This is a genomic window from Sphingomonas sp. BE123, from assembly GCF_031456015.1.
Taxonomy (GTDB): Bacteria; Pseudomonadota; Alphaproteobacteria; order Sphingomonadales; family Sphingomonadaceae; genus Sphingomonas.
In genome coordinates this window covers 54,651-77,497 of the sequence record NZ_JAVDTW010000002.1, presented here as the reverse complement: position 1 = coordinate 77,497, position 22,847 = coordinate 54,651, and the positions used below count along the sequence as shown (strand labels likewise).

21 protein-coding genes are annotated in these 22,847 nt (G+C 68.3%); 6 read left to right on the top strand and 15 right to left on the bottom strand.

The features are described from left to right. Positions 1-29: 29 nt before the first annotated feature. From J2Y54_RS08465 to J2Y54_RS08455, 3 genes are read left to right on the top strand one after another with little or no spacing between them, the layout of a single operon-like run. The gene (locus tag J2Y54_RS08465) at positions 30-932 is read left to right on the top strand and encodes a VOC family protein (RefSeq protein WP_310038655.1); all 903 of its coding nucleotides are present in this window, start codon (positions 30-32) and stop codon (positions 930-932) included. Between the two features lie 3 nt (positions 933-935). Continuing rightward, complete coding sequence (locus J2Y54_RS08460; RefSeq protein WP_310038653.1) at positions 936-2,093, top strand: alpha/beta fold hydrolase; 1,158 nt, start codon at positions 936-938, stop codon at positions 2,091-2,093. Beyond that, a complete protein-coding gene (locus tag J2Y54_RS08455; protein WP_310038650.1) occupies positions 2,093-3,043 on the top strand; it encodes a fumarylacetoacetate hydrolase family protein in 951 nt (316 codons plus the stop codon). The genes J2Y54_RS08460 and J2Y54_RS08455 overlap by 1 nt, the downstream gene beginning before the upstream one ends. A gap of 175 nt (positions 3,044-3,218) precedes the next feature. Here the strand turns inward: J2Y54_RS08455 and J2Y54_RS08450 are convergent, their stop codons facing one another. Genes J2Y54_RS08450 through J2Y54_RS08420 form a run of 7 tightly spaced genes read right to left on the bottom strand, consistent with a single transcriptional unit; the run spans position 3,219 to position 11,021 of the window. Continuing rightward, the gene (locus J2Y54_RS08450; RefSeq protein ID WP_310038647.1) at positions 3,219-3,992 is read right to left on the bottom strand and encodes a glucose 1-dehydrogenase; all 774 of its coding nucleotides are present in this window, start codon (positions 3,990-3,992) and stop codon (positions 3,219-3,221) included. Next, positions 3,979-4,872: an NAD-dependent epimerase/dehydratase family protein gene (locus J2Y54_RS08445; protein ID WP_310038645.1), complete on the bottom strand. Its 894-nt coding sequence runs from the start codon at positions 4,870-4,872 to the stop codon at positions 3,979-3,981. The genes J2Y54_RS08450 and J2Y54_RS08445 overlap by 14 nt, the downstream gene beginning before the upstream one ends. After that, complete coding sequence (locus tag J2Y54_RS08440) at positions 4,872-5,438, bottom strand: cupin domain-containing protein (protein ID WP_310038644.1); 567 nt, start codon at positions 5,436-5,438, stop codon at positions 4,872-4,874. The genes J2Y54_RS08445 and J2Y54_RS08440 overlap by 1 nt, the downstream gene beginning before the upstream one ends. 2 nt (positions 5,439-5,440) lie before the next feature. Continuing rightward, positions 5,441-6,601 (bottom strand): MFS transporter, encoded by a 1,161-nt coding sequence (locus tag J2Y54_RS08435; protein ID WP_310038643.1) that lies wholly within the window; start codon positions 6,599-6,601, stop codon positions 5,441-5,443. A 10-nt stretch (positions 6,602-6,611) separates the two neighbouring features. Further along, on the bottom strand, positions 6,612-7,727 hold the full coding sequence (locus J2Y54_RS08430) for an FAD-dependent oxidoreductase (RefSeq protein WP_310038641.1): 1,116 nt from the start codon (positions 7,725-7,727) through the stop codon (positions 6,612-6,614). 10 nt (positions 7,728-7,737) lie between these two features. Further along, positions 7,738-8,709 carry an MBL fold metallo-hydrolase gene (locus tag J2Y54_RS08425; protein ID WP_310038638.1) on the bottom strand — a complete coding sequence of 324 codons (972 nt, stop codon included), beginning with the start codon at positions 8,707-8,709 and terminating at the stop codon, positions 7,738-7,740. After that, complete coding sequence (locus tag J2Y54_RS08420) at positions 8,709-11,021, bottom strand: TonB-dependent receptor domain-containing protein (protein ID WP_310038635.1); 2,313 nt, start codon at positions 11,019-11,021, stop codon at positions 8,709-8,711. Before J2Y54_RS08420 ends, J2Y54_RS08425 begins: the two co-directional genes overlap by 1 nt. 116 nt (positions 11,022-11,137) lie before the next feature. Here J2Y54_RS08420 and J2Y54_RS08415 point away from each other — a divergent pair, with 116 nt between their 5' ends. Next, positions 11,138-12,091: a LysR family transcriptional regulator gene (locus J2Y54_RS08415; RefSeq protein WP_310038633.1), complete on the top strand. Its 954-nt coding sequence runs from the start codon at positions 11,138-11,140 to the stop codon at positions 12,089-12,091. Here the strand turns inward: J2Y54_RS08415 and J2Y54_RS08410 are convergent. From J2Y54_RS08410 to J2Y54_RS08395, 4 genes are all read right to left on the bottom strand, one after another. Further along, positions 12,088-14,214: a S46 family peptidase gene (locus J2Y54_RS08410; RefSeq protein ID WP_310038630.1), complete on the bottom strand. Its 2,127-nt coding sequence runs from the start codon at positions 14,212-14,214 to the stop codon at positions 12,088-12,090. The genes J2Y54_RS08415 and J2Y54_RS08410 overlap by 4 nt on opposite strands. Positions 14,215-14,295: 81 nt before the next feature. Further along, positions 14,296-15,660, bottom strand: coding sequence for an alkaline phosphatase PhoX (locus J2Y54_RS08405; protein WP_310038628.1), 1,365 nt, complete (start codon positions 15,658-15,660; stop codon positions 14,296-14,298). Positions 15,661-15,747: 87 nt separating this feature from the next. After that, the gene (locus tag J2Y54_RS08400) at positions 15,748-16,110 is read right to left on the bottom strand and encodes a hypothetical protein (RefSeq protein WP_310038627.1); all 363 of its coding nucleotides are present in this window, start codon (positions 16,108-16,110) and stop codon (positions 15,748-15,750) included. An 80-nt stretch (positions 16,111-16,190) separates the two neighbouring features. After that, positions 16,191-16,760, bottom strand: a complete 570-nt coding sequence (locus J2Y54_RS08395) for a helix-turn-helix transcriptional regulator (RefSeq protein ID WP_310038626.1) — start codon at positions 16,758-16,760, stop codon at positions 16,191-16,193. Between the two features lie 91 nt (positions 16,761-16,851). Here J2Y54_RS08395 and J2Y54_RS08390 point away from each other — a divergent pair, with 91 nt between their 5' ends. Next, positions 16,852-17,331, top strand: coding sequence for a DUF6456 domain-containing protein (locus tag J2Y54_RS08390; RefSeq protein ID WP_310038624.1), 480 nt, complete (start codon positions 16,852-16,854; stop codon positions 17,329-17,331). Between the two features lie 4 nt (positions 17,332-17,335). Here J2Y54_RS08390 and J2Y54_RS08385 read toward each other — a convergent pair whose 3' ends face one another. Genes J2Y54_RS08385 through J2Y54_RS08375 form a run of 3 tightly spaced genes read right to left on the bottom strand, consistent with a single transcriptional unit; the run spans position 17,336 to position 20,753 of the window. Beyond that, the gene (locus J2Y54_RS08385) at positions 17,336-17,806 is read right to left on the bottom strand and encodes a hypothetical protein (RefSeq protein ID WP_310038621.1); all 471 of its coding nucleotides are present in this window, start codon (positions 17,804-17,806) and stop codon (positions 17,336-17,338) included. 3 nt (positions 17,807-17,809) lie between these two features. Beyond that, positions 17,810-18,235 (bottom strand): hypothetical protein, encoded by a 426-nt coding sequence (locus J2Y54_RS08380; protein ID WP_310038620.1) that lies wholly within the window; start codon positions 18,233-18,235, stop codon positions 17,810-17,812. 40 nt (positions 18,236-18,275) lie between these two features. Next, positions 18,276-20,753 carry a DUF2339 domain-containing protein gene (locus J2Y54_RS08375; protein WP_310038619.1) on the bottom strand — a complete coding sequence of 826 codons (2,478 nt, stop codon included), beginning with the start codon at positions 20,751-20,753 and terminating at the stop codon, positions 18,276-18,278. 104 nt (positions 20,754-20,857) lie between these two features. Between J2Y54_RS08375 and dapF the strand changes: the two genes are divergently transcribed. After that, positions 20,858-21,796 (top strand): diaminopimelate epimerase, encoded by a 939-nt coding sequence (gene dapF, locus J2Y54_RS08370; RefSeq protein WP_310038616.1) that lies wholly within the window; start codon positions 20,858-20,860, stop codon positions 21,794-21,796. 578 nt (positions 21,797-22,374) lie between these two features. Here the strand turns inward: dapF and J2Y54_RS08365 are convergent. Further along, entirely contained in the window at positions 22,375-22,764 is a 390-nt protein-coding gene (locus J2Y54_RS08365; RefSeq protein WP_310038613.1) for a DUF6491 family protein, read from the bottom strand. Between the last annotated feature and the right edge of the window lie 83 nt (positions 22,765-22,847).

Below are 22,847 nucleotides of genomic sequence, written 5' to 3'. Positions count from 1 at the left end.
CATGCGCAACCAAATGCGGAGCAGGATGGATGAGCAGAGTCAGCGAAATTCGCTATGTCGGATATGCCGTCACGGCGATCGAGGAAGAGCGCGCCTTTTACGCAGATGTGTGGGGGCTGGAGCCGGTCCCGTCCGACGACGGGATGCGCTATTTCAAGGCGCAGGGGCATGACGAGCATCATGTCGTCCGGCTGCGCGCGGCGGATACCAAGCGGATCGACGTGATCGCGCTGGCGGCCGACAGCCGTGCCGATGTCGATGCGCTCCATGCCAAGGTGGAAGCGGCAGGGTGCCAGATCATCCACGCGCCGCGCGATCTGACCGCGCCAGGCGGCGGCTATGGCTTCCGCTTCTTCTCGCCCGACGGCCTACCCTTCGAGATTTCGAGCGACGTCGCGCGCGGGCCGAGCCGCGAGATGCAGCGCTGGGACGGCGTGCCGCAGAAGATCAGCCATATCGTGCTGCACTCGCCCGATCATCAGGCGATGGTGAAGTTCTTCGTCGATGTCCTCGGTTTCCGCGTCAGCGACTGGCTGGGCGACTTCATGTGCTTCCTTCGCTGCAACAGCGCGCATCACCGTATCGCGATCCTGCCCGGACCCGCCTGTCTCAACCATGTCGCCTATGACATGCTGACGGTGGACGACATGATGCGCGGCATCAGCCGGCTGCGCAAAAAGGGCACCGATATCCGCTGGGGCCCGGGGCGGCACACGGCGGGCAACAACACCTTCAGCTACTTCACCACGCCGAGCGGCTTTGCGGTCGAATATACGTCGGAGCTGGAGGAGGTCGATTTCGAGACCCATGTCGACAAGGTGCATGTCCCCGGACCGCAGATCATGGATCAGTGGGGCGTCGGCGTCGGCGGCCCGCAGACCATGCCGCATCCCGAGGCCGATGCCGGCCTGTTCCGGGCAGCGGAGGCTTAAGTCATGGCATTGTTCGAATATTTCCCGAATTACATCTGGAACCTGTCGGTCGCGATCGCGCTGGAAAGCGGCGGACGCATCGGCGAGATCGTCGATATGTGCCAGCCGATCCGCGACGCCGCCGCGTCGGGTTCGGACGCCGGCACCCCGCAATTCATGGCCAAATGGGTCGAGATGGGTGACAAGCTGATCGGCCTGGCGGATGAGGACGAGGCTGCCGGTCGCGGCTTCTCCGCCTCCGACAAGCTCGAGCGCGCGTCGCTCTATCTGCTCGTCGCCGAGCGGATGCAGGGGCATGGTCATCCGGGGCGCGAGGAGACCTATGCCCGCGCACTCGACACCTTCGCGCGCTCGACCCGGCTCGGCTCGATCAACCGCGAGCGGGTCGAAATCCCGCTGACGACCGGCACGATGCCCGCGCTCTACACCCGCGCCGAAGGGCCGGGGCCGCATCCGGTGGTGGTCTATTGCAACGGCCTCGATAGCTGCAAGGAGCTGCTCTACTGGTCGCGCCTGCCCGAGGCGCTCGCCAAGCGCGGCATCTCGACCCTGTGCGTCGATCAGCCGGGCACCGGCGAGGCACTGCGCCTGCAGAACCTGCCCGTCGACCCGCATAGCGAGAATTGGGCGAGCAAGGCGATCGACTGGCTGGAAACCCAGCCTGATGTCGATCCCAAGCGCATCGGCATGACCGGCATCTCGCTCGGCGGTCATTTCGCCCCGCGCGCAGTCGCCTATGAACCGCGTTTCGCCAGCGGTGCATGCTGGGGGGCCAATCACAATTGGGCCGAAGTGCAGCAGAAGCGCCTCAAGCGCGAAGGCGAGAACCCCGTCCCGCATTATTGGGCGCACGTGATCTGGGCGTTCGGGGCCAAGGACATGGACGACTTCCTCGCCAAGGCGCAGGACATGAACCTCAACGGCCATATGGGCGGAGTGCGCGTGCCGTTCCTCGTCACCCATGGCGCGAAGGATCGCCAGATCAGCGTCGATTACGCGCAGGATTGCTATGACCAGCTGATCAACTCGCCGCGCCGCGAATTGAAGCTGTTCACCGACCGTGAGGGCGGGGTCGAGCATGTCGGGGCCGACAATATGAGCTTTGGCCGCGACTATATCGCCGACTGGTTCGCCGACACGCTGGGCGGGAAGCTGTCCTGATGCGCCTCGCCACATTGCGGCGCGGCGGGCGCGACGGGACGCTGGTCGCGGTCAGCCGTGACGGCGCGCGGGTTGCGCCGGTTGCGGGCTATGCGACGCTTCAGGCCGCGCTCGACGATTGGGATCCGGCGCAGGATGCGCTGACCGCCGCGGGCGAGGCCGCGGAGAGCGGCGAGGCGGTCCAGCCGGACGATTTTGCCGCGCCGCTCCCGCGCGCGTGGCAATGGCTCGACGGATCGGCCTTCGCCAATCACGGCGCGCTGATGCAGCTCGCCTTTGGCCATGCGCCGATCGAGACCGATCTGCCGCTGATGTATCAGGGCATGAGCCACGAATTCATCGCCCCGACCGCCGATGTCCCGCTGCCCAGCGAAGCCGACGGCATCGATTTCGAGGGCGAGTTCGGCGTTATCACCGACGATGTGCCGATGGGCTGTTCGGTCGATGAAGCGCTGGCTTATGTCCGGCTGGTGGTGCTGATCAACGACTGGTCGCTGCGCGCGATTGCGATCCCCGAGATGAAGACCGGCTTTGGCTGGGTGCAGGCCAAGCCCGCATGCAGCGTCGCGCCGTTCGCGGTGACCCCCGATGCGCTGGGCGACGCCTGGCGCGATGGTCGCGTGCACCTCCCGCTGACGGTCGAGGTCGATGGGAAGTGGTTCGGCAGCCCCAATGGCGCGGCAATGGGCTATGGCTTTCACGAGCTGATCGCACACGCCGCGCGCACGCGGTCGCTGCCCGCCGGCACGATCATCGGTTCGGGCACCGTGTCCAACGCGGAGCATGAGACGGTCGGATCGACCTGCCTGTCCGAACGCCGCGCGATCGAGATGATCGCTCATGGTGCGCCGCAGACGCCGTTCCTGTCCTTCGGCAGCCGTGTCGCGATGCGGGCAGGGGAGGGCGCGTCGCCCTTCGGCGCGATCGATCAGCTTGTGGTGAAGGGGTAGCACGTCTCCTTTGAACTCCCCTCCCTGAAAGGGAGGGGCAAGGGGTGGATTTAGTGGCCAGCGAGGCTCGATGCCTCGACGGCCACTATTTTGGCGGGGCGCCTGATTGAGTCTTTCGGCGCGCAGACGCGCGCGCGCACCCCCGCCCCCTCCCTTCCAGGGAGGGGAGTGTGGCTTAACTCCCGTCCGAGATCAGCGTCCCGCCATCAACCACGATCGTCTGCCCGGTGGTGAAGCCACCCGCATCGCTGGCGAGGTAGAGCGCGGTCGCCGCGACCTCGTCCGGCGATCCGGCGCGGCGTAGCGGGGTCATCCCCAGCCGGCGCGCGGCGCGCTCCGGGCTCGACAGGATCGCGCCCGTCCAGTCGGTCTCGATCAGCCCCGGCGCGATGGCGTTGGCACGAACGCCGGATGGTCCCCATTCGACCGCGAGGTTGCGCGCCAGCTGCGCCAGCGCCGCCTTGGTCATTCCATAATGCCCCAGCATCGCATTGCCGCGCAGCCCGCCGATGCTAGACAGCAGCACGATGCTGCCCCGACCGCGCGCCGCCATTGCCGGGGCGATATGCCCGGTCAGGCGCAGCGGGTGGAGCAGGTTGATCGCATAGAGCCGCTCCCGTTCCGCCTCGTCCAGCGCGTGCATCGGCGATGCCGATCCCGCGATTCCGGCGTTGCAGACGAGGATGTCGATTCCGCCGGTCCGCGCCGCGGCCTGCTCCGCCAGGTGCGCGATCGCCGATGCGTCGCCGACATCGGTCGGGATGGAGATGCTGCCCAGCTCTTGCGCCAGCGCATCGCACGCCACCGCGTCGATATCCGCGAGTGCCAGCCGCGCGCCCGCATCCGCGAACAGCCGCGCAATCGCCAGCCCGATCCCGCGCACCGGCCCGGTGATCAGCGCGGTACGCCCGTCAAGCCGGAAGGCGGCGAGGGGGTCAGAGGTCGGCAAGGACCGTCTCCACCAGCTGCGTCAGGCTGCCGTCATGCCGGAAGCCAAGTGCATCGGCGCGCGGGGTGGCCAGGCCGGGATAGCTGCCAAAGGTTGCGCGCGTCGCCGGGACTTCGTCGAACCGAATCCCCGACACATCGCCATGGCGCGCCAGTTCCGCCACCAGATCGCCGATCGTCACGCGCAGCGCTGGAAGCGTCACCGCCGCCTGCGCCGTGCGTTCGCCGAGCGCCGCGGCGACCAGATTGGCGGCGCAACAGCGCACCGACATCAGCCAGCTGCTGGCGTCCGCTGCCACCGGCACACGCAGCGGGGTGCCGGCCAGTGCCGTGTGAAAAATGTCGCTGAGAAAGGCCGATCCGAACCCGCCCGCTGCGGCAGGCCGCGCAACGATGCCGGGCAGGCGCAGCGCAAAGCCGCTCACCGCGTCGCGCCGCACCGCATCGGCAAAGGCGAGCTCGACCATGCGCTTGTGCGTGCCATAGACGCTGGCCGGCGCAGGGACGGTCGCGTCGTCCACCGGATCGGGCAGCGCGCCGCCGAACACGGCAATCGACCCGGCGATCACCAGCCGTCGCCCGCGCATTGCCGCGATCAGCGCCAGCGGGACATCGAGGTTGATCGCCCGCGATGCTTCGGGATCGCGCTCGGCCGCGCCGCCCGGCAGCGCGGCCAGATGCAGCACCGCATCGACGCGCGGCGCCGTCAGCGCGGCAATCACCGCCGGGTCGGTCAAGTCGCCCGCAAGCGTCTCATGACCGTCGAATCCGGCCACCTCCCGGTCGGCGAGCAACAGGTCAACTTCGGGATGCAGCGCGGCGAGCTGCCGCACGACCGCCCGGCCGACGAACCCCGCCGCGCCGGTGATCGCCAGCAACATTACTGCTTCAGCTCGGGCGCGAATTCGCCGTCGATCAGGATGAAGGCGATCCGGCAATTGGCGTTCGACCGGTTCGACCAGCCATGGTTGGTACCACGCTGGATCACGATGTCGCCGGCGCGCACGGTCGTCTCGCCCTCGTCCATGATCAGGACCAGTTCGCCCTCCAGCACGATGCCATAATCGATCGTCTCGGTGCGGTGCATCAGCGCGTGGCGGCTGCCTGCGCCAGAATGTGCCGAAGCGTCGCCGGCGCCGACCTCGGCGAAATGCGCCTGCGCCTCTTCGGGCGACATGGTGCGGATCTCGTCGCTTTCGGGCGGGATGTCGAGCACGCGGATGCGGGTGCCGCCCTTGGGCGGGGCGAGCTTGATGCCGTCCTCATGCGGCTCGCCCGATGCGGCGTCGAGCAGCGCCGGGGTCGACTGCGTGTTCCAGATTTCGTGGAACATCGGACCCGACGGCCCGCCGATCTGCTGCACGCGCGGCGCGGCGCCATCCTCCTGGATGATCGCGCGGCCGCTGGCGTCGTGGCCGGTAACGACGCGGCGAACTGGCTTGGTCATGGTCATGCTCCTTGAGTGGCAGCGCCGCGACGCAGCAGCGCGACACCCGCGCCGATCGCTGCTGCCGCGGCATAGAAGAGGAAGACGCCCGACAGGCCGCCGAGCACGCCCGACAGCGCGACCGCGACAATCGGTGCGACGAACTGGGCAAGGAAGAAGGAGCCGGTCCACACGCCGGTTCCGCGCCCGCGCGTTTCGGGCGGCAGGCGCCGCAGCACCCAGGCGAGCATCGTCGGGAGCATCAGGCCATTGCCGATCGAGATGACCACGGCGCACGCGGCGGTGAGCGCGAAGCTGCTCGACAGGCCGATCCCGACATAGCCGAGCGCAACCAGCGGCAGTCCAATCGACAGCAAGGTCTCGCCCGACCAGCCCTTGAGCCGCCCGAACAGCATCGACCCCGCCATCACGCCCAGATTGGCGGCGGCTCCGGCAAGCCCGATCGTGGCAGGGGAGGTCACCCCGGTCGCCTCGATCACCGGACCGAGCTGGACGATCAGCGTGTAGAACAGCATGCCGATGCCGAAGGTGATCGCGACCAGCAGTGCAATCCCCTGCGCCTTGCCCGCCGCAGCGGGTGCAGTCGCAACCGTCTTGGCCGGCTCGAACAGGATGAGCGCGGCGGCGAGCGCGACCGGCAGCGCCAGCAGATACAGCCAGAACGGCCCGCGCGACCCCAGTGCCTCGCCCAGCGCGCCGCCCGCCGCGATCAGCACGATCGCGCTGACGCTGGCGGTCGCGATCTGGATCGACACCCAGCGTTCGCGCCGCTCGCCGGTGAAATAATCGCCGACCAGCGCGGTCGCGACCGTCATGATGATCGCCTCGGTCACCCCCAGCGCAACGCGTGCGGCGAGGATCATGCGCAGATCATCGAGCAGCAGCGGTAGCAGCCCGAACTCGGCATAGCCGACCAGCGCCGCGATCAGCAGCCGCTTGCGACCCAGCTTGTCCGACAGCCACCCGGCGACCGGCGAAAACAGCGCCACGCACAGCGCCGGAATCGTCAGCGCCATCGGTACCAGCACTGCCGCACCCGGAACGCCGGCAAATTCGCGCATCAGCAGCGGGAGTACCGGTACCAGCGCGATGATCGCCATGGTCGGCATCACCGCGGTGAGCATCAGGATCACGCCATGGCGGGTCGTCGCGTGCTGGGTCATGTCATTCCCCTCAGATCGGTTCCGCGACGACCTGGAACATCTCGTGCGTCGCCTTGGCGTTATCGACCGGTGGCCCCTTGCCGATCTGGCCCATGCAGATCGCCAGGCTGGAGCGGACGATATAGGCGCAGCGGTCGAAGCGGCGGTTGCGATAGGCGGTCAGTGCAGTCTCGACATCGTCGTGCCGGGCCAGTTCCTCGGCCAGCACCAGACTGTCCTCGATCGCCATGCCCGCGCCCTGTCCGAGATGCGGGGTGGTGGCATGCACCGCGTCGCCGAGCAAAGCGATCCGCCCGCGATGCCACGCGCCCTCGACCAGCATGCCTTCGAGCGGGCGGTAGACCACGCCATCGTCGTCGGTGACCAGATCGGAAAGCTCGCGAATATAGGGCGCGCAATTCGCCATCTTCGACCGCATGGTCGCCGCCAGCCCCGCACGCGGGTAGCGCGGATTGTCCGGCTCGGGCGTCGTCACATAGATGTACATCAGGGTTTCGGAGATCGGCACCAGCCCGACCCCGGTCGGCCCGTTATACGCCTGCAGCGCGTCGAGATCGGCCGGGCGGGGCAGGTTGTAGCGCCACACCGCTTGCCCGGTGAATTGCGGCCCCGCCAGCTCGGGGAACAGCATCGCGCGCGTCTGCGAATAGACGCCGTCCGCACCGATGACGAGGTCGAACCGCGCCTGTTCGCCATTGGACAGCGTGACATTGACGCCGGCGCCATCGTCGTTCAGTTCGGTCGCGGTCACGCCGAGCAGCACCTTCGCGCCGCTGGCAATCGTGCGGTCGCCCAGAATCTTGTGCAGCGCGGGGCGGCTGATCCCCATATTGGCGGGATAGCCGTCGACCAGACGCGGGGTCGGAACGCGCGCGACCTTGACGCCGGTGGGCGTAAAAATCTCGACCGCGTCGAACCCGACTCCCGAGGCGACATATTCGTCGATCAGCCCGAGCTGCGCCATCGCACGGATCACGTTCGATTGCTGGATGATGCCGACGCCGTAGACCGACCAGTCGGGATCGCGTTCGATCACCGTGACGTCAAAGCCCTTGGCGCGCAGCGCGATCGCGGCGGTCAGGCCGCCAATGCCGCCGCCGATGACGAGAATGTTACCGGAATTCATGTCTGCTCTCTCAGAAACGGTCGAGGTCGTTGGCGAGCGTGATCGGCCCGGCAAAGCGGGCGCGGACCTGGGCGATATAGCCTTGCGTGCGGACCGGATCGGGGGTGCCGCCGGCGAAGTGGGTGATGACCACCGCCTTGACCCCGGCGCGCGCGGCAAGGTCGCCGACCGCTTCGGGTGTCAGGTGATGGGTCGACAGATGCTGCTCCAGCTTCTGCTTGGCCGGGGCCAGCATGTTCGGCGAATTGCGCGCGACCGTCGCCATCGTCGCGGCCATGTCGATCATCTCGCTGACCAGCAGGTCCGCGCCCTTGGCCAGCTTCTCCACCGCCGCGCTCGGCCCGGTATCGCCGGTATAGACGATCGACCGCCCGGGCAGGTCGAAGCGCAGCGACAGCGACTTGTAGTTCCGGTCCTCGACGCTGCCGGGCGCGAAGTCGTAATGGCTGTTCTGCGCAGCGGTGACGGTCATGCCGTCGACCACCATCCTGTCACCATCGGTCAGTTCGATCACGGTCACGGTATCGGCTGGCGGCGCCCAGGGCTGCCCGGGAATGCCATAGCCGACCTTCGCCGCCGGCTGCATCGATGCGACCATCCCCGCGACCAGCTCGCGCGTGCCCGGCGGGCCATAGACGGTCAGCTTCTCTGCCACATTGGTCTGGTTGCGCAGCCCCAGCACCGCCGACAGGCCGCCGGTATGGTCGGTGTGGAGGTGGCTCAGGAACACCGCGCGCACGCGGGGCAGCTGGTATCCCGCCTTGGTCAGCTGCTGGACCGCGCCGTCGCCGGCATCGACCAGATAGACGCGGCCGTCATGCACCAGTGCATTGGCGGGTTGGGACCGGTCGCGGCTCGCCACCGGCCCGCCCATCGTGCCCAGGGTGATGAACGCATCGCCCTGGGGCGGCGCTTGCTGCGCAGTCGCGGACGCTGCCGCGAGTGCCGCCGCCACCGCCAGCCCCAGAAGCAACGCGCGCATCAGAAGTCGAACCCGACGCGGACACCATAGGTACGCGGCGGACGCAGCGTGCCGACCGGGAAGTCGAGGATCGGGCGGGTGCCCGCACGTGCCAGCACCTCCTCGTCGGTCAGGTTGTTGACGAAGCCGGTGACGCTCCACCCCTGCTGGCTGCGCAGCGTGACAAAGGCGTCGGCCATCACGAACCCGTCCTGCTTTTCCTCAGGGCGGTAGTTGGAGTTCATGAAGCGGCTGCTCTCGATATTCGCGCGCGCGCCGGCGATGAAGTCGAGGTCGCCGGTCAGCTCGAACGTCCGCTCATAGCCGACATTGATCGCCCATTCGGGCGAGTTGACCGTCGGCTTGCCCGAACAGTCGATGTCGTAGAAGCGGGCGTTGTTGATCCCCGGATTGGCCGCGCGGCTGCCCAGGGTGGTGCAGCCCGTCGTCACCGGCGCGCCGGTTGGCGAGAAATTCGCCGTCTGCAGGCTGTCATACTTGCCCTTGAGATACTGGACGTTGAGGTTGAACAGGTCGTTGCGGCTGGGCGCGAAGCGCGCTTCGAGCTCGGCGCCATAGATGTGCGACTTGCCCGCATTGACCGTGATCGACCCCTGCGAGAACACGCCGCTGCCGGTCGGAATGCCGCCGACATAGGTGACCTGCTGGTCCTTGTAATCCCAGTAGAAGGCTTCGAAGTTCAGCTGGAGCTTGTTGTCAAGGAAGCGGTTCTTCGCGCCGAAGGTATAGGCAGTGAGCGATTCCGGGCGGAACGTGTTGTTCGGCGGCTGCGCGACGAAGAAGCCGCCCGCCTTGAAGCCGGTCGCGACATTGGCATAGACCAGCGATGCCGGGCCCGCGTCGAACTCGACGCCCGCCTTCCAGGTGAATTTCTCGAAGCTCAGGTCTCCGGTGAACGGGACGCTCAGCGGCGGATTGATCGGGCCGGGCAGGCCGCCCGACGCGGTCGAGGTCAACTGCTTCTTGTCCTCGCGCGTGTACCGGCCACCTGCGACAAGACGCAGGCTGTCGCTGAGGTCGAAGGTCAGCTGGCCGAACGCCGCGACGCTCTCGGTATTGAGGCGCGGGGTGAAGCGGGTGGTCGAGATATTGCCCTGGCGGAAGAAATTCTCGGTCGCCTGGTTCTCACCGAAATAGAAGCCGCCCACGACATAGCGCAGCCGGCCATCCTCGTTCGAAGCGAGCCGCACTTCAATCGAGGTCTGTTCGGCGAGGTCGGTGATATCGCCGGCGAAGCCCGGCAGATAGGTGCGGAACTTGACGTCCGACCGGCGCCAGGCAGGGAGCACGGTCAGCGTTCCGAAGCCGAGATCGCCGACGATCGTCACGCTCACCCCGACGAATTCATTGTCGAGAAAGCCATCCGTGCCAGGCAGCGCGACGCAGCCGCTGTTCACGAAGTTGCCCGGGCCGCCGCAGAAGGGCGGGGCGAACAGGGTCGAAGCGAGCTGGCGGATCGCGGCATGCGCGCGCGGATCGGACACGCTGACGCGGTCCTCCAGCGCAGGCACGGTGTAACGCGCCTCAGGCAACAGCACTGCGCCGCCACCCTTGCCATGCTGGTTGTAATAGTCGGCAACCAGGGTCATCGACCAGCGGTCGGACGGTTCGATCAGCAGCGACGCGCGTACCGCTTCGCCCTTGTCGTCGTCATAGCCGTCGGAGATATAGCCGTCGCGGTCGACGATCTGTCCGGCGACGCGCAGTGCGACCGTGTCGCCGATCGGCACGTTCAGCGCGAGGAAGCCCTTCTTGCTGTCGTAATTGCCATATTCGAGCAGCGCTTCGCCGCCGAAATCGCCCAGCACCGGCTTTTTGGGCAGCACGTTGATCGCGCCGCCAGTGGCGTTGCGGCCATAAAGCGTACCCTGCGGGCCCTTGACCACCTCGACCCGCTCGAGATCATAGAAGACGCCGGCAGGCGCGGTCGGGCGGCCGACATAGACGCCGTTGAAGTTGAACGCGACGGCGTTCTCCGAGAAGGAGTTCTGTGAGTTGGTGCCGACACCGCGCAGGAAGAAGCTGGTCGTGCCGCCGGTCGGCTGAACCACCAGCGAGGGGACAAGCTTGCCGAGATTGGCGGTTTCGGTGATCCCCGACTGGGCGAGGTCGTCGCCGGTCACGGCGGTCACGGCAACCGCAGCGCGCTGCAGCGATTCAGAGCGGCGCTGCGCGGTGATGACGATGTCCTGCAGACCTTCCCCGCTCTCGCTCGCGGCGTCGGCCTGGGGCGCTGGCGGCGCCTCCTGGGCAAAAGCGGGATAAAGGGGGGCGGCGAGAATCGCGCTGCCCGCAAGAAGCAATTTTTTCATCAGACAACCTCCCAGTCGCGCATCTTGGCGTGCGCATCTCTTCATTGAGGATGGTCAAAACTGATCAATTATCATAATGAATTGTTTCTATGCATTCGCACAAATGGAATTGATGCATGCGGCTGGACCATTTCGATCTCAACCTGTTGATCGCGTTCGACATGTTGATGGAAGAGCGCAGCGTGACCCGGGCGGCCGAGCGGCTCAACCTCACGCAATCGGCGATGAGCGCGGCGCTCAAGCGGCTGCGCGAGGCGCTGGCGGACGAGATTCTGGTGCAGCATGGCAAGCGCATGGTGCCGACCCCGGCGGCGCTGTCGCTGGCGCCCGACATCGCGGCGGCGTTGCGCAATATGCGCGCGATCCTGGCGAGCGGAACCCGCTTCGATCCGGCACAATCGCAGCGGCGGTTCCGCATCGTCGCGTCGGATTACATCACCACCGTGCTGATCGGTCCGGCACTGCGCCAGTTGCACAGCGAAGCGCCGCACATCCAGATCGAGATCAACCTGCCACGGTCCGACATTCTCGCGATGCTCGACGATGGCGAGATCGACCTGCTGATCTCGCCCGAACAGTTTCTAAGCCCCGTGCATCCCCGCGAGTTGCTGTTCGAAGAGCGGCATGTCGTGGTCGGATGTGCCAGCAACCCCGCAATGCAGCGCCCGCTGGACAGTGAGACCTATTTTTCCAGCGGGCATGTCGCGACGAGCGTGTCGCGCGACGGGACCTTCATCGACAATTATCTGCGCGGGTTGAGCGAACAGCGGCGGGTCGAGGTGGTATGCGCGGCGTTCTCGCAAGTGCCCTGGATCCTGCCCGGGACCACGCGGCTGGCTTTGATGCACGAACGTCTGGCACACGAGCTGGCGCCCGCGCTGGGACTAGCGATCCGTGAGGCGCCTTTCCCGCTGCCGCTGATGCGCGAGATGATGCAGTATCACAGCGCGCGCGCAATGGATCGCGGACTGACCTGGCTGTGCGACCGCCTGAAGCAGGTCGCGCGGGCCACCGCTCCGCCCGCCCGCACGCGCGGTCGGGCACGGTCGGCGGCCCGGGCGCCGGCCTAGCGCACGTCCATTTCGTCGAGCAGCCGCTGGGCGCCGTCGACCTTGGCCATGGTCCACAGCATGTAGCGGCTGTCGACATGGATCGAGCGCGTGATCGCCGGATCGAACCACCAGTCGGAGATGATCCCTTCGATCGTGCCGTCGAACACCAGCCCGACAAATTCGCCGCGCGCATTCAGCGTCGAGGATCCCGAATTGCCATTGGTGATGTCCACCGTGCCGAGATAGTTGACGGGCAACGTGCCCAGCTCGGGGGCGGTGTAGCGGCCGTAGTCGCGGGCCTTGATAAGGTCGATCGTCCGCTGTGGCGCGTTGAACGGATCGCGGCCGGTCTGCTTTTCGACAATGCCTTCGGCGGTGGTGAAGGCGGACCAGGCCATGCCGTCGCGCTTCTTCGCGGTGACCTGACCATAGCTGAAGCGCAGCGATCCGTTGGCGTCGGGATAGAGCGTGCGGCCCTGTGCCGCCGCATAGGCCATGCGCGCCTCCATATAGGCCGAGCGTGCCGCCTGCAGATCGCCGGCGCGCGCGTCCGCCGCCGCCTCGCGCGCGGCCGCATCGGGATAGGCGGCGACCGCCAGCCGGACGAACGGATCGGACGAGCCCTTGAGCGCCTCGGCCGACTGGTCGAGCAGCGCGAGGCGGTCGGCGGTCGTGCCGAGCCGGGTGTCGCGGTAGAGCGCGTCGAGCCCGATCTGTTCGAGCGCTGCGTCGAAGCCCGGATTGCGCGCGGCCGCGGGGAGCTGGCGATATTCCGCAAGCGCCTGTTCGAACAGGGCGCGGTCGACCGCTGGATCGAAGCGACGCTCGACCTGGGTCAGCGCGTCGACCGTCGCGCGGCGATCGCGGTCCTGATAACCGGGCGCGCGCCGGGCGTCGGGCTTGGCGCGTTCAAGCGACCAGCGATAGGCGCGCGTCGCACTGGTGAACAGCTGGCTGCGATTGAGCAGGGCGCGGCGCAGCCCGTCGACGGCGGTGGCGTTTGCCTCGCTCGCAGCGCGATCGAGCGCGGCGATCGCCCCCGCCCAGCGCTGACGCCGGGTCGCGTCGGCATCGACCCAGGCGCGGAAGGCGGCCTCATCGGCCTCCTTGCGTTCGATCAGGCGGATCGTCTCGGCGCCAGCGAGCTGGCCCAGGATCTTCTTCTTGTAATTGTCCGTACCCTTGAGGATCGACGCGTAGCGGATCGCCAGTTCGGGCGACGCGGCGGTGGCGGCCTTGATCCCGTCCGAATAGTCAGCGAGCAGGCGCTGCTGAAGCGGGTAGAGGGTCTCGAAATAGAAGCGGGTTTCGGCAGCGGTGCGGTGCCGTTCGGTGGTGCCGGGGAAGCCCGCCACCATGATGAAATCCCCCTCCTTCAGGCCCTGTTTTGCCACCGGCAGCCACGCCTTGGGCCGGAAGGGGACATTGTCCTTGGAATAGGGCGCCGACGACCCGTCCGGCGCGACATAGGCGCGATAGAAACCGAAGTCTCCCGTGTGGCGCGGCCACTGCCAATTGTCGATCTCGCCACCGAAATTGCCGACCCCGCCAGCAGGGGCATAGACCAGGCGGACATCCTGGATCTCAAGCTGTTGCTGCAGGAAATAATGCTTGCCGCCGAAATAGGCACGCACGTCGCAGCGGCGGTTGGGCTGCTTCTCGCATGTGGCGATCAGGGCCTTGCGGTTGCTTTCGATCCGCCCGCTGCGCGCCGCTCCGGAAAGCGTGGTTGCGCCCTTCAGCACGGCGCGCGTCACGTCGCGCAGATCCTCGATCACATAGACCCGGCTGCCGGGCGCTGCAGGCAGCTCCTCGCCCAGGCCGCGGGCGAGGAAGCCGTCGCGCAGATAGTTGCGTTCGGCCGAGCTGTTATACTGGATCGACCCGTAGATGCAGTGGTGGTTGGTCGCGATCAGCCCCTGATCGCTGAGAAACGCGGCGGAGCAGCCGCCGAGCGAGACGATCGCGTTGAGCGGCGCGCGGTTGAGGTCGCCCAGCGTGGCTGGATCCAGTTCAAGACCGGCGGCGCGCATGCCGGGCCCGATCGCCTCGGTCTGGCTCGGCAGCCACATCCCTTCGTCCGCGGATACGGGGGCAGTGGCGAGAACCAGGGGAGCAAGAAGCAACAGGCGAGCGGTCACGAAGGGATCCTTCAAGATATAAAGTTACATTGACCTAGCGCGCGCGCCGACGCGTGACAAGCGGCGCGCATTAGTGCCGGCTCAAGTTCGGACGTCAGCCCAGGGTCCGGTGATCGCCAGCGTCTTGGCCGGGCTGTACAGGTTGACGAACAGGGTCGTGCCATCCGGACTGAAACAGGCACCGGCCAGTTCGGTTTGCAGTCGGCAGCGGGCGAGGGGGTAGAGCGCGCCGTCCGGGGTGATTCCGCGCAGGAAATTGTCGACAATGTCGGTATATTGATCCTCGCACACGATCAGATGGCCGTTCGGTGCGACCGTGAGATTGTCGCCATAGTTGAACATGCCGGGATCGGCCGATTCGACAAACAGCTGCAGCATGCCCGGTTGATCCGCTTCGCCCGCCTGACCTTCGTGTGGTGACGGGCGATAGCGCATCACCTGGCCAAGGCCCTTCGCCCCGCCCGAGGTGCAGCAGAAAAACGTCTCGCCTTCACCCCAGTGGATCCCTTCACCCCGGGCAAAGCGGGCGGCGCCGGCGCGATGGCCGCGCAGCCGCAGATCGTCGTCGGGCGCGTCGACGCCGTCGAGATCGATCCAGCGGACCGACTTCCACGCGCCGGGCGTGATGTCGTGGCGGCCCTTGTTCGCGGTGTCCCCGCCTGCAGGGCGATCGCGCAGGCCCAGCGCCTGCAGCCGCCCGCCGCGCGCCAGCTGGCCCGGGCGATCGGGCAGGAAACGGTAGAACAGGCCGTCCTCGCGATCTTCCGTCAGATAGACGATGCCGGTGCGCGGATCGACCGCCGCAGCTTCATGGTTGAACCGGCCCATCGCGGTGAGCGGGACCGGATCGACGAGCCCGCGGTGGCGCGCCGGGACTTCGAACACCCAGCCATGGTCGCGCCCGACGCCCTTGCCGGCGCGGGTCATGTCCTCTTCGCAGGTCAGCCAGCTGCCCCAGGGGGTGACGCCCCCGGCGCAGTTGCGGATCGTACCGGCGAGGCTGAGATGCTGTCGTTCGACCCGGCCCGAGCGGAGATTATAGACCAGCGTACTGGTTCCGCCGGGCAAGGGGCGGCCATCGGCGTCGCGATCATAGCTGGGAATGCTGCCGGGCAGGCCGTGGCGGAACGGGCCGGTCGCCTGATGGCGCACCTGTAACTCGTGATTGCGCACCAGCACGACCCGGTTCCGGTCGAGCGCAAAGCACCCCATCCCATCGGCGCGGTCGCCGACGACAAAGCCGTCGTCCATGCGATCGCCAAGCTGGGAAATCACCCGATAGGTGAACCCGTCGGGCAGATCGAGTAGCCCCGCCGGATCGGGGCGCAGCGCGCCATAGCCGGGTGCGGTGCGGGCCTGTGCCAGCACCGGAATGCGCGCCAGCCCGGCAAAGGCGGTTGCAGCAAGGCCGGCAGCAAAGGCGCGGCGTCCGACAGACGGGGTCATCGACAAACACTCCGAACAAACGCCCGCACCGGGCGCGATGTGCGCGTGCTTGCCCTAACCGCCCCGCCTGTCAATCGCCGCCGGCAGCTAGTTGGCGGTGATGGCCGGCTTGCCGCCGACCAGCTTCACCGTGATGTAGCTGTTGTCGCAGATATTGGCGCCGGCAAAGACTGTGGTGCTGGCATCGGCATAGGTCGCGCGAATGTCGTAGCGGCACTGGCCGGCCGGCTTGTCGAGGCGCACGGTCGCGCGGGCGCCGGGATTGATCACCGCCTGCCGCCGCTCGCCCTCGGCCTCCAGGCCCGACTTCCAGTCGGTAGTACCCGACGGCGCGACCTCGACCGTCTTGATCGGCTTTCCGGTGCTGTTGATCAGCACGAAATCCCAGTCGTCGGCCATCGCCGGCGACGCGGCCACGAGCGCAAGTGCAACTCCAGTCAGAAAACGCATGGCATCCCTCCCCTAAAAGGATGGGGCCGAGCATGCGCCGCCGTCGCGGACTGTGCAAGATGCGGGAAAGTACGCGGGCGTCAGAGCGTGCGCACCAGCCGCACCGCACAGCCGATCCACGGCGGATCGGCAACCACCTGCTGCCGCGCGCCGGGACCGAGCGGGAGCAGGTTGAGCCGCCCACCGCCGCCTTCATGCGCGATCAGCCGGCCGAACAGGAACCGGCCCGCGGGCCGCGGAACCAGCACGTCGCGGTTGAGCGCCTGGCCGAATGCGGCAGGGGCGAGGCGCCGGCACCAGATTTCGTCGCCCGCGCGATAATCGCCGATGCCGCCCGTAACGGTGATGGCCACCAGATCAGGCTCGGCCAGCGGTGGAACGACCGTGGCCGGACGGCGAAGCGCCTGAGCGCCGGCGGAATCGAGACTGGCTGCGACCGGGATGTCGGGACGATCGGGCAAGCGCACCAGATCGGCGGCATCGACCCCCAGCGCGGCGGCGATGCGGTTGAGCCACACGATCGAGACGGTGCGGGTGCCGGTTTCGAGCCGCCCGATCGTCTGTGCGGTGGTTGGCGGCACGCAGCGTTGTGCGACCTCCTCCAGCGTCAGCCCCTTGGCGCGGCGCACTTCGCGGATCGCAGTGATCATCGACGGCTCCATATAACCGATGCGGTTAATTGTCTTTCCTACAACCGTGCCGTGCTGGCAAGTCCGATTCGCAGCAATGGAGGAGGTGCGGATGCGCGAACTGGTCGAGCGGACGATCGAGGACGGTCATGTGGTGCGGCATCGGCCCGCGCGGCGAACCGGGCGCCGGGTCACGGTCAACGATGCCGAATCGCCGCTGGCGTGGCTGCGGTCGCGCCAGCTGGTCGATGCGCGCCAGTTCGAGGCCGGGGAACGGCTGCGGGACGATTACGAGATGGCGGCGCTGGGTCCGCAGGTGACGATGCGGTGGGACGCTGCGCCGCGCGGCCCGCGCGGGAGCAGCCGCGGCGACCGGCTTGACCCGACCGAAGCGCAGATTGCCGCCAAGCAGCGCTTCGATGCGGCAATCGCGGCGGCGGGGCGCGGCCTCGCGGACATCCTGTGGCGCGTGATCTGCGCCGGGGAAAGCGTGCCGGCGGCGGAAAAGGCGCTGGCATGGCCGGCGCGGGCGGGGCGGCTGGTGCTGACCCTGGCACTCGACCGGCTGGCGGACCATTACCGCCTGCCGTGACGGCCTAGTTCATCAGCAGCAATATGTCCGTTGCCGCTGCCCCGCGATTGGCCACCCGCGCGACCAGCGGGTCCGCGCCGGCCGGAATGCGGCAGGTGAGCAAGGCGCCCGCGTGACTGTCGGTGCAGAGCGGGCGGCCAGCGGAGTCGAAGATGGTAAGCGCGAGGGGACTGGCCCCGATGCGCCGAACCGCGATGGTCGCGGCGGCGTCGGCGGTGCGCGCGATGGTCAGCGACCAGGTTGCACCAGCCGGAACGGTCTGGCGGATCGAGCTGGGCCCGGCGCCCAGGACGCCGCGCATCGATTCGGCCTCCGCCGCCTCGACCTCGGCCAGCAGGCGCGGGTCGCCGGCCGCGAGCGCGCGGGCCTCGGCGCGCATCTCGGCACCCGTGACGGGGCGCGGCCGCTCTTCGCCGCGCACCGGGACCGCGGCGAGGGAGAGCGCGATGGCCATGGCGTGAAGCAGCGCGCGCATCGCTCAGGCCACCCGAACGGGCTGGGGGGCGGCCCAGTTCGGCGCCCCGACCCGAAACCGTACCTGCGGTGCGGGCGTTGCGGACAGGCCGATGCCATTACCGCGATAGCCGACCACCCAGCTGTCGGCAGCATAGCAGGTGCCGCGCGTGGGGCGGGCATAGCCATATTGCACCGCATCGATCTCGGCCAGCATCGCCGGATCGCTGCGCGCGAGCAGGCGCGCTTCGGCGTACAGCGCGGCGGCGGTGGTCGCGCCGGGGGTGAAGACGGCGCGGGGAAGGGCGGCGAGCAGCTTGGCGGCTTCGACCATCGCCAGCGGGTCCTGCGCGGCGCGGGCGTAGCTGGCGAGTTCGCCCGACAGCGCGATGGCGCGTGCGGCGTCGATGTCGGTGTCGGCGGGGTCGACGATATGGACGATCTTGGTCATCTGGGCCTCCTGTTGGTGTGAGGCCAGGATGCCGCCCGGGTCAGGCGTCCGCCACTGACGCTTTCGGTCGCGCGGCGAGGAAGCGGCGATAGACCCAGCCAATTCCGATCAGCGCGATACCCAGCCCGAGGAAGGAGAGGATGCGGAGCAAGCCGTCGAGCGCTGCTGCGTCGACCAGAAAGACCTTGATCGTCACGAAGGTCAGTAGCGCGAGGCCGGCGAGGCGCAGATCGCGGCTGGCGGAGCGGATGCCGAGGGTGAGTCCGGCCAGCGCGAGCAGCAGGAGGGCGGCGGAGTAGCCGTAGTTCTCGCCGGTGCCGATCGGGCCGGCGACGATGCCGCCATGCGCGGCCTGACGCACGGCCGCGAGGGTGGCGAGCAGCGCGGCGGCGAGGGCGGCGCGGGTCGCCAGCGGCTGGGGCAGGAAGCGGTGGAGCCAGAAACCGGCGAGCGCGAGGTGCAGCGCGAGCGGGAAGAAGGTGACCTGTTGGGCGACGAAGACCGGGTTGAGGACGATCAGATCGAACCAGACCAGGCGCCCCAGCGCGAGCCCGAACAGCGGCAGTGCAAGGGCGGGGAGGCGGGTACGCAGCGCGACGGCGGCCGCGAACAGCGCGTGCGTGATCGCCGCGCGCTCGATGAAGCCGAGGCTTTCGAACCGGGCGTCGCTGCCGATGGCGAGCGGAAGCTTGGCGAGGTGGTAGAGCAGCAGCAGTGCGGCGGTGACGGCAGTGGCGAGCGCGGCGTTGCGCAATCGGCCGAACTGCCGCGAATCGGGGCTCAGCAGCGCGATGGCGGCGATCAGCGGGAGCAGCGCGCGGACCGCGTTGGCGAGATGCGGCAGGGACGGGACCAGGATCGGTTCGCCAGCGAGCGATTTGGCAAGCAGCACAAGGTAACTGGCCAGCGGCTGCGCTGCGGCGATCAGGATCGCGCCGATGCCGAGCGCGGGCAGCGTGAGCAGTGCGCGATCGCCGGTGCGGCGCGCCCACAGGCCGACGCCGAGCGTGGCGAGCGCGAAGATGCTGCCCAGCCAGGCGAACGGCACCAGCTGGCCCAGGGCGGTTGCGAACAGGATCGCTGCCGCGAGTGCACCGCCGATCAGGCCGGGGTCGTGGCGGTCGGTGGCGGTGCGGCGGCGCCAGCTGACGGTACCGGCGAGCGCGGCGGCGGCGAGTTCGAGCGCGGCCCACTGCCAGTCCGCAAGGCGCGCTGGCTCCAGCAGGTTGGTGAGCAGGACCGGGCCGACGATTCCGCCGAGTGCAAGGATCGCCCAGCTGCGCGCGCGCTCAAGCAGGGCAAGGCCGGGCGCCGCGAAGAGCAGTGCCAGCACCGGCGCCGCGACGAACGTCGCGCCATGATCGGGCGCGATGAGTGCGGCCATGAGCAGTGCCAGCGACAGGCCGAGCGCGGCGAGGGCGCCGGGCAGATGGCGCGGATCGCGCGCGGCGAGGAACAGGGCAGCGGCGGCGAGGACGAGGTAGAAGCTCCACGCAAAGCCGTCGAAGGTGAGCGCGGGCGCGAAGATCAGCAGTTGAACGAGGCCGGCGACCAGCGGGGCGCTACGCAGCCATGCGTTGGTGACGCCAGCGCGCGGGAGGGCGAGGGTGGCGGCGAGCGCCAGCGCGATGACGAAGGCGGCAGGCCCGGTGAGGTGGCTTGACTCCAGCGCGATCAGCAGGAAATTGATCCAGCCAAAGCCGACCAGCGTGGCAGCGAGCGCGAGCCAGCCCCAGCCGCGGTGAATCGCCAGGCCGAAGAGCGCGGCAGTGAACAGGCCGAGATAAGCGAGCAGCGGGCCGATTCCGGCGGCGTCATACCCGGCGACGAGCGGGGCGACAAAGCCCCCGGCCAGTGCCAGCACGGCGGTGGGCGGACCGTGACGCAACGCGAGGAACAGGCCGAGCGTGGTGACGCCGATCATCAGGATGAAGGCGGGAAGCGGGCCGATCAGGTGATAGAGCGCAGCGGCGATGTAGAGCGTCGCGTAGCTGCTGGCGATGCCCGCGCCGGCGAGTGCCTGCCCGATGCGGGGGTCTTCGGCGAGCGCGGGGACGCGGCGGGCCGCCTCGCTCGCGCCGACCAGGATCACGGCAAAGAGGGCGGCGAGGATGGTGCGGACGCCGGGCGTGAGCAGGCCGATCTCGACGGCGTGGCGGACCAGGAAAAAGCCGGCGACAACCAGGGCGACCGCGCCGATCCACACGGGGAGGCGCGCGCCGATCAGCGATTCGAGGCTGGGGCGGTCGGGTTTCGGCTCGGGCGTGGGGGCTGGCGGTGACTGCGGGACTTCGGCGCGTTTGACCGGCGCGGTGATGGCAGCGGGGGCGGGGCGCGGCGGTGGCGGTGGTGCGATTTCGGCAACTGAAGTGGGCTCCGCCGCGCGGGTCGGCTGGGGCTGTGCGCGGGGGGAGCTTTCGAGCCACTCGACCCGCCGCGTGAGGGCGCGCAACCGCTGACCCTGCGCCATCGCGACGATGCCGAGTGCGACCACGGCGAGGAACAGGATGCCGTCCATCGCGGACCTTGTGGCAGCTTGCCCGGACCTGCGCCAGTGCGGGTTTGCGGGTGGCAAGACGAAGTGCTGTTGCGCGCGCGCGGGGCTGGCGTAGTGGTGGCGACATGGAATTGCACTTCACCAAATGTCACGGGTCGGGGAATGATTTCACCCTGATCAATGCCTGCGATCTTGAGCTGGACGATGCGCGCTGGGCACGGATTGCGCAGGCGCTGAGCGACCGGGCGGGGCCGGTGGGGGCGGACGGAATCCTGTTGCTGACGCCGGGGGACGGGATGTCCGACTTTGGATTCCGCGTATTCAACAGCGATGGGTCCGAACCGGAGACGTGCCTGAACGGGCTGCGGTGCGTGGCGCGTGCCGGATTCGAGGCATTGGGCTTGGACGCGGCGCGGGTGCGGTTGAAGGCGAGCGGGGCGCAGGTCGCGCGCGACACGGAGCTGGCGCCGGGCGTCTATACCGTGCGGGAGACGGTGGGGCCGGTCGCCACCGATCCGGCGGCGGTGGGCATCCGGGTCACGGAGCCGGTGGTCGAGGCGGTGATTCCGGGGCTGCCAAGCGCGCGCGCCTTCACCGCGCTGGCAATGCCCAACCCGCATCTGATCGCATTTGTCGACAAAGTGGACGTCGATGAGCTGGTCGCGCTGGGCCAGTGGTGCGAGGCGGGGCCGGAGCTGCTGGTCGATCGGGCCAATGTGAGCTTTGTCGAGGTGCGCGGCGCGGATTTGTTCGTGCAGACGTTCGAGCGCGGCGTGGGGCTGACCAATGCCTGTGGGAGCGCGATGGCGGCGTCGGCCCATGCCGCCGGGCTGACCGGGCGCTTGCCGTTCGGGGAATGGCTGACGGTATTCAACCCCGGCGGTCGCGTGCGCGCGCGCGCCGAGGGTCCGGCGGGCGGCGATGCAGTGACGATCGCAGGCAATGCGACGTTCGAATGGGACGGGGTGATCGCGATCGACCCGGCGACGGGTGCTGCGGGCGCGCTGCGCGTGGTGCGGCGGCGCGAGGATGAGGTCGCGGCCTGGGCGGCGGCGCGGGGGTAGGCCGGTCCCGACCATGGTCGGCATTCACAGATTGATAAGCGGGGCGACGTATCGATGCCATCATGCTGATGTGCATCCCGGACCCATGCAGGCTGTTGGACCGAGTGCCCCATAGGGCGACGTTGTGATGGACTCTCCCCGCAACGCTGAGGAATTTACGGCCAGCCTCGAACGGCGCGCGCGTGCCGCCAAAAGTCTGGAGCGGGACTTGGTAACCGAGGTGCCGCTCCTCTACGGGGGGCCTGGTCGGCTGGAGCCCGAAGGTGACCCCGGGATTGTGCTGGCGCGCATCCATCGCGAGGAACTGCAGCGGCGAAACAGTGGCGGTTTGCCACTGCCGCCAGGCGCGCGGTCGGAGAGCCCCTCCAAGCGGGCACGGACAGCTATCAGCGTCGGCGCGATACTATTCTTGCTGATTTTTGTGTTCGGCTAGGAGGATCTGGTGCGAGGCGTTCGGTTCGGCCGTCGCGCTATCTGTGACATGGCGCGGCACTGGCGGCAGACGAAGCCTGGCCCCGGGTCAAGCCCGGGGTGACGAGAAGGTTCGGCCCGTGCGCCAAATGCTCCAGCTGACAGGCCTAGCCCTTCGGCTTGGCCGGCTTTTTCGCGCTTTCCGGCGGTTTGCCGTCGATCTTGACCAAAGACGCCAAGCGGCATTCGCCTTCGCGGGGGACGATGATGCTGGAGAAACGGTCGATGCCGCCCGCGCCGCCCGAGGGTTTGAAGGCGATCTGCCAGGCCCAGGGGAGTTCCTGGCACGGGGCGAAGAAGGTGCCGCGATACCATTGACGGCCGGCGCGCAGATAGATCGCGTCGCGGCCGTCGGCGCGGAAATCGCGGATCAGCGACGGAAACGGGATGCGGGCCTCTTGCGCAGCGGGCGCTGCCGGGGGCGCGTCCTGTGCGGTGGCGGGAAGGGCGGTGGCGAGCAGGGCCAGCGGGGCGAGCAGGGCGCGGCGGTGGGTCATAGGTGGAGCATGGCACAGGCGCGATGAACCGGCGATGAGCGATTTCACGAACCAAATGGGAACAAAGTGCTTGACATCGTCAC

Excerpts from the sequence above, each read along its gene's own strand:
- J2Y54_RS08460 (WP_310038653.1), top strand. The coding sequence starts at position 936 with ATGGCATTGTTCGAATATTTCCCGAATTACATCTGGAACCTGTCGGTC.
- J2Y54_RS08430 (WP_310038641.1), bottom strand. The coding sequence starts at position 7,727 with ATGAATTCCGGTAACATTCTCGTCATCGGCGGCGGCATTGGCGGCCTG.
- J2Y54_RS08380 (WP_310038620.1), bottom strand. The coding sequence starts at position 18,235 with ATGACCAAGATCGTCCATATCGTCGACCCCGCCGACACCGACATCGAC.
- J2Y54_RS08415 (WP_310038633.1), top strand. The coding sequence starts at position 11,138 with ATGCGGCTGGACCATTTCGATCTCAACCTGTTGATCGCGTTCGACATG.
- J2Y54_RS08445 (WP_310038645.1), bottom strand. The coding sequence starts at position 4,872 with ATGTTGCTGGCGATCACCGGCGCGGCGGGGTTCGTCGGCCGGGCGGTC.
- J2Y54_RS08425 (WP_310038638.1), bottom strand. The coding sequence starts at position 8,709 with ATGCGCGCGTTGCTTCTGGGGCTGGCGGTGGCGGCGGCACTCGCGGCA.
- J2Y54_RS08400 (WP_310038627.1), bottom strand. The coding sequence starts at position 16,110 with ATGCGTTTTCTGACTGGAGTTGCACTTGCGCTCGTGGCCGCGTCGCCG.
- J2Y54_RS08420 (WP_310038635.1), bottom strand. The coding sequence starts at position 11,021 with ATGAAAAAATTGCTTCTTGCGGGCAGCGCGATTCTCGCCGCCCCCCTT.
- J2Y54_RS08455 (WP_310038650.1), top strand. The coding sequence starts at position 2,093 with ATGCGCCTCGCCACATTGCGGCGCGGCGGGCGCGACGGGACGCTGGTC.
- J2Y54_RS08395 (WP_310038626.1), bottom strand. The coding sequence starts at position 16,760 with ATGATCACTGCGATCCGCGAAGTGCGCCGCGCCAAGGGGCTGACGCTG.
- J2Y54_RS08405 (WP_310038628.1), bottom strand. The coding sequence starts at position 15,660 with ATGACCCCGTCTGTCGGACGCCGCGCCTTTGCTGCCGGCCTTGCTGCA.
- J2Y54_RS08435 (WP_310038643.1), bottom strand. The coding sequence starts at position 6,601 with ATGACCCAGCACGCGACGACCCGCCATGGCGTGATCCTGATGCTCACC.
- dapF (WP_310038616.1), top strand. The coding sequence starts at position 20,858 with ATGGAATTGCACTTCACCAAATGTCACGGGTCGGGGAATGATTTCACC.
- J2Y54_RS08390 (WP_310038624.1), top strand. The coding sequence starts at position 16,852 with ATGCGCGAACTGGTCGAGCGGACGATCGAGGACGGTCATGTGGTGCGG.
- J2Y54_RS08375 (WP_310038619.1), bottom strand. The coding sequence starts at position 20,753 with ATGGACGGCATCCTGTTCCTCGCCGTGGTCGCACTCGGCATCGTCGCG.
- J2Y54_RS08440 (WP_310038644.1), bottom strand. The coding sequence starts at position 5,438 with ATGACCAAGCCAGTTCGCCGCGTCGTTACCGGCCACGACGCCAGCGGC.
- J2Y54_RS08465 (WP_310038655.1), top strand. The coding sequence starts at position 30 with ATGAGCAGAGTCAGCGAAATTCGCTATGTCGGATATGCCGTCACGGCG.
- J2Y54_RS08365 (WP_310038613.1), bottom strand. The coding sequence starts at position 22,764 with ATGACCCACCGCCGCGCCCTGCTCGCCCCGCTGGCCCTGCTCGCCACC.
- J2Y54_RS08385 (WP_310038621.1), bottom strand. The coding sequence starts at position 17,806 with ATGCGCGCGCTGCTTCACGCCATGGCCATCGCGCTCTCCCTCGCCGCG.